Below are 10,000 nucleotides of genomic sequence, written 5' to 3'. Positions count from 1 at the left end.
TGATGATTTGACGTCATCCCCGCCTTCCTCCGGTTTGTCACCGGCAGTCAATTGTGAGTGCCCAACTGAATGATGGCAACACAATTTAGGGGTTGCGCTCGTTGCGGGACTTAACCCAACATCTCACGACACGAGCTGACGACAACCATGCACCACCTGTCACCGCTGCCCCGAAGGGAAGGTCTATCTCTAAACCGATCAGCGGGATGTCAAGTCTTGGTAAGGTTCTTCGCGTTGCTTCGAATTAAACCACATGCTCCACTGCTTGTGCGGGCCCCCGTCAATTCCTTTGAGTTTCAGTCTTGCGACCGTACTCCCCAGGCGGAGTGCTTAATGCGTTAGCTTCGGCACTGAGGGTGGTACCCCCCAACACCTAGCACTCATCGTTTACGGCGTGGACTACCAGGGTATCTAATCCTGTTTGCTCCCCACGCTTTCGCGCCTCAGCGTCAGAAATCGGCCAGCAAGGCGCCTTCGCCACAGGTGTTCCTCCACATCTCTACGCATTTCACCGCTACACGTGGAATTCCCCTTGCCTCTCCGATCCTCAAGCCATCCCGTATCCAAGGCAGTCCCAAGGTTGAGCCTTGGGCTTTCACCCCGGACGCAGATGGCCGCCTGCGCGCGCTTTACGCCCAGTGATTCCGGACAACGCTTGCCCCCTACGTATTACCGCGGCTGCTGGCACGTAGTTAGCCGGGGCTTCCTCCTCTGTTACCGTCAGGGTGTGAGCATTCTCTTCTCACACTTGTTCTTCACAGAAGACAGAATTTTACAACCCGAAGGCCTTCATCATTCACGCGGCGTTGCTCCATCAGGCTTGCGCCCATTGTGGAAGATTCCCTACTGCTGCCTCCCGTAGGAGTCTGGGCCGTGTCTCAGTCCCAGTGTGGCCGATCACCCTCTCAGGTCGGCTACGCATCGTCGCCTTGGTGAGCCGTTACCTCACCAACTAGCTAATGCGCCGCGGGCTCATCCGACAGTGAAGCGAAAGCTTCTTTCTCGATCCCCTCATGCGAAGGAATCGCTTATCCGGTATTAGCACTCGTTTCCAAGCGTTATCCCAGTCTGTCGGGCAGATTGCCCACGTGTTACTCACCCGTCCGCCGCTAACCTTTGGGAGCAAGCTCCCTCCAGTCCGCTCGACTTGCATGTATTAGGCACGCCGCCAGCGTTCGTCCTGAGCCAGGATCAAACTCTCAATAAAAGTTGAAAAAGTTTGTATCTTGACTCGCATCAGATCTCTGTAACACTCGTTTAGTTTTCAAGGATCAATCGGTTCGATGTCCAACGTTGCGACAGGATGTCGCACATTTTGTTGGGCTATCAAAGCGTGTCGCTCGAGGCGACATTTATTAATGTACCACATTGCATTCTTTTATGCAAGAGGAACTTTTTTCATTATCACCGCATTCGCTCGCGGCGACAGGACTTATCTTATCAAAGTTAGCCTTCCCTCTCAACATGCTACCCAGTACAAATCGCAACAAATCCAACCTTTTTTCACAAAGAAAAAGACCAAGCTCGTTCGAGCTTGGTCTTCTCTCCATTTAGGACTGCACCTTGAACTGCTTGATCAAAATGGCTAACTCCTGAGCCATGGCTTGAATCTGTGCGCTCATCTGATCCAACTGTTGAATCGACGAATTCTGCTGTTGTGACGTTGCCGAGATTTCCTGTTGAGAGGCGGCGCTTTCGATCGAGATCGCTGTGACTTCCTGTACTGCGGAAAGCGTAGAAGCAGCAGAGCGGGCAATACCTTCCGTATGCTCCACGATGTTGGTAACTCCGCTTGCCAAACTGCTGACAGATGTCTGGATTTTTTCAAACAAACGACCATTTTCCATAATCAGCGCGACACCTTTTTCGATCTCTTCCGAACTCTTCGCATTCGATTCAATTACGGTCCCCGTCTCATCGTTGATCACTTGGACGCTCTCGATGATGCTGGCGACAGAATCGTTGGTCTGATTGGCCAACTTCTGAATCTCCTGCGCAACCACAGCAAATCCTTTTCCGTTTTCTCCCGCCCGTGCGGCTTCAATGGTCGCATTGAGGGAGAGCATGTTGATTTGAGAGGCGATCGTGCGGATGATGCCGATAACGTTGGAAATTTCCTTCGTCCGCTGATCCAGCTGCCGCAACTTAGCAGATGTCTCTGCACCGTAGGTTTGAATCGCGTTCATCTGCGTCGCGATTTGTTGCACCTGATCGTTCCCTTGTTTTGAAAGTGATTGCGCCGTTTCGGACAACACAGCCATATCACTTACCTGTTTATCAACCATTCCGACAGAGTCGGTCACGTTGTGAACCATGGTCGTCACTGTTTCCAAGTGATTTGAGCGTTCATCAGCCGCTTGTGCCTCTGCCGAGATCGCCGTCACCACTTGTTGAGAACCTGCCGACAGTTCAGTAAGTGCAAGCTGAAGGGTTGCGCTCGAAGTTTCCAATACTCTCGAATCCTGATGGAGCGAATTGATGATGCCAGAAAGGTTTCGACGCATCTCCTCAAAACTGTCAGCCAATTGACCTAACTCGTCGTGGCGGTCGTTTGTCATCGAAGTCGTCAAATCCCCTTCTGCGACCCGCTTTGTCTGCGATACCAAGGCGATGATCGGGCGGGACAAACGTTTGCCCACCACGAAGGCGATCACCCCACCTACGATGATCGAAGCCACCAAGAACACGATGCTGAGAATCAGGATGTACTGCTTCACGTTGTGTACGAAAGAGGCATCCATGTCGATTCCCACTACCGAGTTAGCTTTCACGTACGGGGCAAACAACGATTTATGAATGCCCCAATCATCTGAGTAGATTTCGCTTACCGTCTGGGCGTTTTGCTCAAGAGTTCGGTTCTGTTCCTCTGTAAACGGTAACTCCGCCAAGTACATGTCATCATTGCTGAGAGCGAGAATGACATCTTTGCCGTTTGTCTTGGAAATGACATATGCGTTTTGCAGTCCCTCATTTTGCTTGGTAAACTCATTGAGTTTCGTCAGCAATTCTTGGTACTTTGTTTGGTCATGCAACGCTGCTACCACTAATTCTTCCGGTACGTTGTTGACCAGATTCGTCATGTTCAACTTCAATCTTTCTTCAAATTGCGTGATGACATGGTCATTCACGATCCCCATCGTGGTTTGATACAAAACCCCGAGAAACACTAGCGTTAGTAAAATCAGCGGCATAACAAAAGCAATGGAAATCTGCCGGCCGATCGAGTGATTCCATTTCAAAAATTTCAAACGAACTTCCCCCAATTTCTTTGCCCGGTTGTTGCCTAAGCAGAAACCTCAATGTTTCTTACGCTTACGAACTGGCTTAATTCTAGTTGAAGCAGTTTTTCATTCTCCGCCAAGTCTTCACTGCGATAGAATACGACAGCAAAAGTAGTCGGATCATAGCCTTGCATGGAGCGGTACTCCAAAACGTCCCCAAACATGCTGCGGAACTTGTCGTGTTCGATCGACGAGATTTTGAGCGTGTTCAATTCGACTGGCAATTCTGCACAGAAGAAGCTGTACACGGAATCGTCCATCGTTTCAAGAATGTGATTCCAATCTGGTTGGGTCTGTTGGAAGAAGTGCTCGTATGGATTTTGCCCGTACGCGTGGATCGCTAAGTCGCATGTGCCGATCCCGGCAAAGCGGAGCGGATTGACTTCGATCGGAATCAACTTGCCGCTCGGAGAAATGCGAACTTCCAGATGAACTGGGTACAAGCTCAAATCTTCGAGACTCCCCAACTTCGTTAAAAACTCGATCACAGGCTGCATCGCTTCTTGCAGTACGTGCTTGCTCGTATAGTAAATCCGATCTGATGTATCACCTGCATGAGCGAACATGCGTTTGAGCACATTTAGCACAACTGGTTGTCCTTCTGTATTAAAGAAGGCGTCAACAGCGTACTCCTCCCCCTCGATCCATTCCTCAACAATGAAACGCTCTACATTGAGGACAGATTCTGGGAACAGGTCACGGGCCTCGCGTACGTCGCGGTGAAGACGATGGCGGACATCCATCCACTCCTTCGCATCCGCAACGCGGTACACACCGAGACTCGCATATCCAACCACTGGTTTAACCACGATTGGAAACCGAAGCTGCGATGCCTGCATTCTCATCAGTTCATCAAACGAAAATTCTTGATACATAAAATCAGGGAAGAGATGAGCCAACCACTTGCGGAAATGAGTCTTGTTTTTAAAACGCTCATTTCGCTCCACGAGAACATGACCTGGCAAATGGTTCTCCAGTGCTTGTAACGCGTTTTCTGAATTGCTCAAGAGCGGAGCCTTGCGATCTCTAACCAGTTGAAAGAAAGAATTCGCCGATTTCCAATTCAGTTTTTTGTCGAATGGAACCAGTACATCTTGCGCTGCGTCTACAACTGGAATTCTGAGTTTTGCTGCTGTTTCTGACAGAAATGGTGAAACGAATGCTTGACCAAGTACCAACATCTTTGACTCCTCCAATACTTTGGATTCGCCGAAGTTTTTTCAGCACGGACAGCAAATAGGACAATTCCGTAGTGAAATTGTCCATCAAGGATTCCACCGTGGAAAAGTTCGGCAACCCGGCTGTCATAGTGTGCAGTAGCAACACCTTAGACCCGTGGCTTTGCGTCCTCACCTTTCAGTGAGTTTGCCATTATCGATTCTTCACCTTTGTAAAGCGGGTACACTTACACATTATCTTATTTCTTCGGACTTTTCAATAAAAATATTCATTTTATTTATAACCCATATTCAACTTAGTCGCCCGATATAAGTAATTCGCACCCAAAGAAGCACGATTTCAGGGCATCCGATCCAATCTTTGGCGACACCAGTACGCAATTCATTCCGCTCATCAGAATGCTTGCAGGCGTACACTCTGCTGCTTACGATCTCTCGAGGCAGCTTCTTGACAGAGTAAACAACAAGAAGCCCCAGCTTACTGATCTGGGACTCAATGTACCCAGTTGTCTCCTACACTTTCGGGCCTTCCGTCCAAGAACCAAATCTTTGCTTCCACTTCTAACGCGGCAGTTTTCTATTGGCCTTACATAACAATAAAGACCCAGTTCACTGAACTGAGTCCTTCTCTTTGCCTAGCGGTGTCCTACTCTCCCAGGACCCTGCCGTCCAAGTACCATACCTTCGCTCCGCATCGAACGCGGCACTTTTTCTATTGACCTTGTATTACAAGAAGGACCCAGTTCATTGAACTGAGTCCTTCTCTTTGCCTAGCGGCGTCCTACTCTCCCAGGACCCTGCGGTCCAAGTACCATTGGCTCTGTGGAGCTTAACTTCTGTGTTCGGGATGGGAACAGGTGTGACCTCCACGACATTACCACTAGACATATGTTATTGAAATGGTGGGCCCAAGAAGATTCGAACTTCCGACCTCACGATTATCAGTCGTGCGCTCTAGCCAACTGAGCTATGGGCCCTTAAAATGGAGCGGAAGACGGGATTCGAACCCGCGACCCTCGCCTTGGCAAGGCGATGCTCTACCCCTGAGCCACTTCCGCAAGGTATTATTCTGTGTCAAAATTGATGAAGAGTACTGATCTAAATGGCGGAGCTGACGGGATTCGAACCCGCGGTCTCCCGCGTGACAGGCGGGCATGTTAGGCCACTACACCACAGCTCCAAAACAAATGGTGACTCGTACGGGATTCGAACCCGTGAATGCCGCCTTGAAAGGGCGGTGAGTTAAGCCGCTTCTCCAACGAGCCAAGATAGATGGTGCCTTCTACCGGAATCGAACCGATGACCTCATCCTTACCATGGATGCGCTCTACCTACTGAGCTAAGAAGGCAATTGGTGGAGATAAGCGGATTCGAACCGCTGACCCCCTGCTTGCAAGGCAGGTGCTCTACCAACTGAGCTATACCCCCATGATTAAACTGCCCACTTGCGGCGACAGGTGTTATCTTAACACGCTCCCTCGCACACTCTCAATCTCTATTTCCACGCAAAATACGACAAAATTAGACACTCTCATAGTTCTGTTGGCTCATTTCGCTCATATACGATGAATTCCTACTATTTTTTAGAGAATGAAAGCTTTCACAATCTGCAAAAAGCCAAGTCTAGTCTGGAATTAGAGCGCGTATTTCTATACCTTGCTCTCTTCTCTCACGGAGATACCATGCTTCGGCGCTAGAACATCAAAAGACAGGTTCCTTGACTGATTTCGCTCGGCCGAGCTGCGCCTTACTCTCCTAGATCACTGCGGTCCAAGTACCATATCTTCGCTTTCGCTTCGGTGGTTCTTCGCTCCGCTACGAACGCGGCACTTTTTCTATTGACCTTGTATAACAAGAAAGACCCAGTTCATTGAACTGAGTCTCTCTCTTTGCCTAGCGGCGTCCTACTCTCCCAGAACCCTGCGGTCCAAGTACCATACCTTCGCTTTCGCTTCGGTGGTTCTTCGCTCCGCTACGAACGCGGCACTCTTTCTATTGACCTTGTATAACAATAAAGACCCAGTTCATTGAACTGAGTCCTTCTCTTTGCTAGCGGCGTCCTACTCTCCCAGGACCCTGCGGTCCAAGTACCATACCTTCGCTTTCGCTTCGGTGGTTCTTCGCTCCGCTTCGAACGCGGCACTTTTTCTATTGACCTTGTATAACAAGAAAGACCCAGTTCATTGAACTGAGTCTCTCTCTTTGCCTAGCGGCGTCCTACTCTCCCAGGACCCTGCGGTCCAAGTACCATTGGCTCTGTGGAGCTTAACTTCTGTGTTCGGGATGGGAACAGGTGTGACCTCCACGACATTACCACTAGATGTATAAATGGTGGGCCCAAGAAGATTCGAACTTCCGACCTCACGATTATCAGTCGTGCGCTCTAGCCAACTGAGCTATGGGCCCTTAAAAATGGAGCGGAAGACGGGATTCGAACCCGCGACCCTCGCCTTGGCAAGGCGATGCTCTACCCCTGAGCCACTTCCGCATACAGGATGTATGTGTCCCGCGTTGCGACAGGACGTCGCGATTTTAGCGGGGCTACCTCTGTCCCGCTTTGCAACAGGACTATTTTTGAAAAATGGTGGCTCGGGACGGAATCGAACCGCCGACACGAGGATTTTCAGTCCTCTGCTCTACCGACTGAGCTACCGAGCCGTATTGAAATGAAATGGCGGAGCTGACGGGATTCGAACCCGCGGTCTCCCGCGTGACAGGCGGGCATGTTAGGCCACTACACCACAGCTCCATGTGGTTGCGGGGACAGGACTTGAACCTGCGACCTTCGGGTTATGAGCCCGACGAGCTGCCAACTGCTCCACCCCGCGATAAGTTGTTAGGAAATGTCCGACTTGCGACAAGATGCCGAGAACAATAGCCGACTTTCCTGTTTTAAAAATGGTGGAGGTTGACGGGATCGAACCGCCGACCCTCTGCTTGTAAGGCAGATGCTCTCCCAGCTGAGCTAAACCTCCAAATGGTGACTCGTACGGGATTCGAACCCGTGAATGCCGCCTTGAAAGGGCGGTGAGTTAAGCCGCTTCTCCAACGAGCCAAGATAGATGGTGCCTTCTACCGGAATCGAACCGATGACCTCATCCTTACCATGGATGCGCTCTACCTACTGAGCTAAGAAGGCTAAGGTGGTGCCAGAGGTGGGACTCGAACCCACAAAATCGCGATTTTGAGTCGCGCACGTATGCCAATTCCATCACTCTGGCGAGACTGGCTGGGGAGGAAGGGATCGAACCTTCGCATGACGGAGTCAAAGTCCGTTGCCTTACCGCTTGGCGACTCCCCAATCTGTGGTAGCGGCGGAGGGACTTGAACCCCCGACCCACCGGGTATGAACCGATTGCTCTAGCCAACTGAGCTACGCCGCCACATGGCGGAGAGAGGGGGATTCGAACCCCCGAGACGTTTTAGGCGCCTACACGATTTCCAATCGTGCTCCTTCGACCAAACTCGGACATCTCTCCATAAAGTACATTTCATTTTCTTGTTGCCGTGTCTCTCGCGGCGACAGGACTTATCTTATCATATCCCTAATATCGAATCAATAAACTTCCTAGTTCAAAACAAAGCAAAATGCCGCGTTTTTGCTGTTTATTATGGAATATCCACAAAATATACGCTATTTCTCATCATTTCATTACCTATCACCTCTTAGCAAGTTTCTAACAATCGACCCTCCTTCATAGGTTCGAAGCCTTGTTCCGTCACACAATATGCTACGATCAGATCTGCATCTAAGTGATGGTTCTCAAAGCTTTCGATCTTCCATGCCAAATACGACTCGACTGTAAGTTTCTCCTGTCGATCAATATACAGATTATCAAACTTAGATTCGCATGGTCTGGCAGAGTTCAGCTAGCTTCCATCTCAGTGATTAACACTTGCAATCGATTTGCCTCCCTTCCGCTTCAAATGCAGTTCATCATCGATTGACATCGGAAATCAGTAAACGATCCCGTTCATTGAACTGGGTCCCATCTTTGCCTAGCAACTTCCTACTCTCACAGGGCCTTGCGATTCAAGTAGCATGTTCACACTCTTGCTTCGGTGACTTCTCCCTCCGCTTTGAACTCGGAACTTCTTCTATCGGCCTTGTAAACAAAAAAGAGACCCAGCTCAATGAGCTGGGTCTCACCTTGTACTAGTGTCGTCCTACTCTCTCAGAGCACCGCAGTCCAGGTACCATACCTTCGCTCTCGCTTCGGTGGTTCTTCGCTCCGCTTCGAACGCGGCACTTTTTCTATTTACTCGTCAGACAACATAAAAAAGACCCGACCTATGAAGATCGAGTCTTTCTCTCATTGTCTAGCGACGTCCTACTCTCCCAGGACCCTGCGGTCCAAGTACCATACCTCCGCTTTCGCTCCGGTGGTTCTTCGCTCCGCTTCGAACGCGGCACATATTCTATTTACTTGTCAGACAACATAAAAAAGACCCGATCTACGTAGATCGAGTCTTTCTCTCATTGCTTAGCGACGTCCTTCTCTCCCAGGACCCTGCGGTCCAAGTACCATACCTCCGCTCTCGCTTCGGTGGTTCTTCGCTCCGCTTCGAACGCGGCACTTTTTCTATTTACTTGTCAGACAACATAAAAAAGACCCGACCTATGAAGATCGAGTCTTTCTCTCATTGCCTAGCGACGTCCTTCTCTCCCAGGACCCTGCGGTCCAAGTACCATACCTTCGCTTTCGCTTCGGTGGTTCTTCGCTCCGCTTCGAACGCGGCACTTTTTCTATTTACTCGTCAGACAACATAAAAAAGACCCGACCTATGAAGATCGAGTCTTTCTCTCATTGCCTAGCGACGTCCTACTCTCCCAGGACCCTGCGGTCCAAGTACCATACCTGCGCTTTCGCTCCGGTGGTTCTTCGCTCCGCTTCGAACGCGGCACTTTTTCTATTAACTCGTCAGACAACATAAAAAAGACCCGATCTACGTAGATCGAGTCTTTCTCTCATTGCCTAGCGACGTCCTACTCTCCCAGGACCCTGCGGTCCAAGTACCATCGGCTCTGCAGAGCTTAACTTCTGTGTTCGGGATGGGAACAGGTGTGACCTCTGCGACATTATCACTAGACGTACAGGATGTACAGTCGATCGGCGTTGCGACAGGACGTCGCAGGTTTTAGCCGATCTACCGCCAAGATGTACAGTCGATCGGCGTTGCGACAGGACGTCGCGGGTTTTAGCCGATCTATCGCTGTGTATTCCCTGAAAACTGGATGCGAAAATAACTGTGAGTGATGGACATACTTAGGATAAGCCCTCGACCGATTAGTACTGGTCAGCTACACGCCTCGCGGCGCTTCCACCTCCAGCCTATCAACCTTGTCTTCTACAAGGGGTCTTACCACGTTGACCGTGTGGGAAGTCTTATCTTGAGGTGGGCTTCGCGCTTAGATGCTTTCAGCGCTTATCCCTTCCCGACATAGCTACCCAGCGATGCGGTTGGCACCACAACTGGGACACCAGCGGTCGGTTCATCCCGGTCCTCTCGTACTAAGGACAACTCCTCTCAAACTTCCTG

At 50.2% G+C, this 10,000-nt stretch carries 2 protein-coding genes, 18 tRNA genes, 5 rRNA genes and 1 riboswitch (2 of these 26 only partly in view); all 25 genes read right to left on the bottom strand.

The window, feature by feature from the left end; all coding sequences use genetic code 11:
• Positions 1-1,207 (bottom strand): 16S ribosomal RNA (locus CIG75_RS06235) (it extends 338 nt beyond the left edge of the window).
• Positions 1,208-1,550: 343 nt separating this feature from the next.
• A complete protein-coding gene (locus CIG75_RS06230; RefSeq protein WP_094235856.1) occupies positions 1,551-3,248 on the bottom strand; it encodes a methyl-accepting chemotaxis protein in 1,698 nt (565 codons plus the stop codon).
• A gap of 35 nt (positions 3,249-3,283) precedes the next feature.
• Positions 3,284-4,462, bottom strand: coding sequence for an ATP-grasp domain-containing protein (locus tag CIG75_RS06225; RefSeq protein ID WP_094235855.1), 1,179 nt, complete (start codon positions 4,460-4,462; stop codon positions 3,284-3,286).
• A gap of 107 nt (positions 4,463-4,569) precedes the next feature.
• Positions 4,570-4,661, bottom strand: a riboswitch (cyclic di-GMP riboswitch).
• A 566-nt stretch (positions 4,662-5,227) separates the two neighbouring features.
• Positions 5,228-5,344: ribosomal RNA gene (gene rrf, locus CIG75_RS06220) — 5S ribosomal RNA — on the bottom strand.
• Positions 5,345-5,359: 15 nt separating this feature from the next.
• Positions 5,360-5,436 (bottom strand) — tRNA-Ile (locus CIG75_RS06215).
• Positions 5,437-5,442: 6 nt separating this feature from the next.
• Positions 5,443-5,517: transfer RNA gene (locus tag CIG75_RS06210), tRNA-Gly, on the bottom strand.
• A gap of 45 nt (positions 5,518-5,562) precedes the next feature.
• Positions 5,563-5,639, bottom strand: a tRNA-Asp gene (locus CIG75_RS06205).
• Positions 5,640-5,647: 8 nt separating this feature from the next.
• Positions 5,648-5,724: transfer RNA gene (locus CIG75_RS06200), tRNA-Glu, on the bottom strand.
• Positions 5,725-5,732: 8 nt separating this feature from the next.
• Positions 5,733-5,808: transfer RNA gene (locus CIG75_RS06195), tRNA-Thr, on the bottom strand.
• A gap of 3 nt (positions 5,809-5,811) precedes the next feature.
• A tRNA-Ala gene (locus CIG75_RS06190) sits at positions 5,812-5,887 on the bottom strand.
• 776 nt (positions 5,888-6,663) lie between these two features.
• Positions 6,664-6,780 (bottom strand): 5S ribosomal RNA (rrf, locus tag CIG75_RS06185).
• Between the two features lie 8 nt (positions 6,781-6,788).
• Positions 6,789-6,865, bottom strand: a tRNA-Ile gene (locus CIG75_RS06180).
• A 7-nt stretch (positions 6,866-6,872) separates the two neighbouring features.
• Positions 6,873-6,947 (bottom strand) — tRNA-Gly (locus tag CIG75_RS06175).
• Between the two features lie 94 nt (positions 6,948-7,041).
• A tRNA-Phe gene (locus CIG75_RS06170) sits at positions 7,042-7,117 on the bottom strand.
• Positions 7,118-7,131: 14 nt separating this feature from the next.
• Positions 7,132-7,208 (bottom strand) — tRNA-Asp (locus CIG75_RS06165).
• Positions 7,209-7,211: 3 nt separating this feature from the next.
• Positions 7,212-7,287 (bottom strand) — tRNA-Met (locus tag CIG75_RS06160).
• Positions 7,288-7,358: 71 nt separating this feature from the next.
• A tRNA-Val gene (locus tag CIG75_RS06155) sits at positions 7,359-7,434 on the bottom strand.
• Positions 7,435-7,437: 3 nt separating this feature from the next.
• A tRNA-Glu gene (locus tag CIG75_RS06150) sits at positions 7,438-7,514 on the bottom strand.
• 8 nt (positions 7,515-7,522) lie between these two features.
• A tRNA-Thr gene (locus CIG75_RS06145) sits at positions 7,523-7,598 on the bottom strand.
• Between the two features lie 5 nt (positions 7,599-7,603).
• Positions 7,604-7,680 (bottom strand) — tRNA-Leu (locus CIG75_RS06140).
• A 5-nt stretch (positions 7,681-7,685) separates the two neighbouring features.
• Positions 7,686-7,760 (bottom strand) — tRNA-Gln (locus CIG75_RS06135).
• Positions 7,761-7,765: 5 nt separating this feature from the next.
• Positions 7,766-7,842, bottom strand: a tRNA-Met gene (locus tag CIG75_RS06130).
• A gap of 3 nt (positions 7,843-7,845) precedes the next feature.
• Positions 7,846-7,938, bottom strand: a tRNA-Ser gene (locus CIG75_RS06125).
• Between the two features lie 1,495 nt (positions 7,939-9,433).
• Positions 9,434-9,550, bottom strand: a 5S ribosomal RNA gene (gene rrf, locus CIG75_RS06120).
• 177 nt (positions 9,551-9,727) lie between these two features.
• Positions 9,728-10,000 (bottom strand): 23S ribosomal RNA (locus CIG75_RS06115); it runs 2,657 nt beyond the window's last position.

The organism is Tumebacillus algifaecis, from assembly GCF_002243515.1.
Classification (GTDB): domain Bacteria; phylum Bacillota; class Bacilli; order Tumebacillales; family Tumebacillaceae; genus Tumebacillus_A; species Tumebacillus_A algifaecis.
Note: the sequence above shows the minus strand (reverse complement) of the source record. Positions and strands in the feature narration are given on the sequence as shown.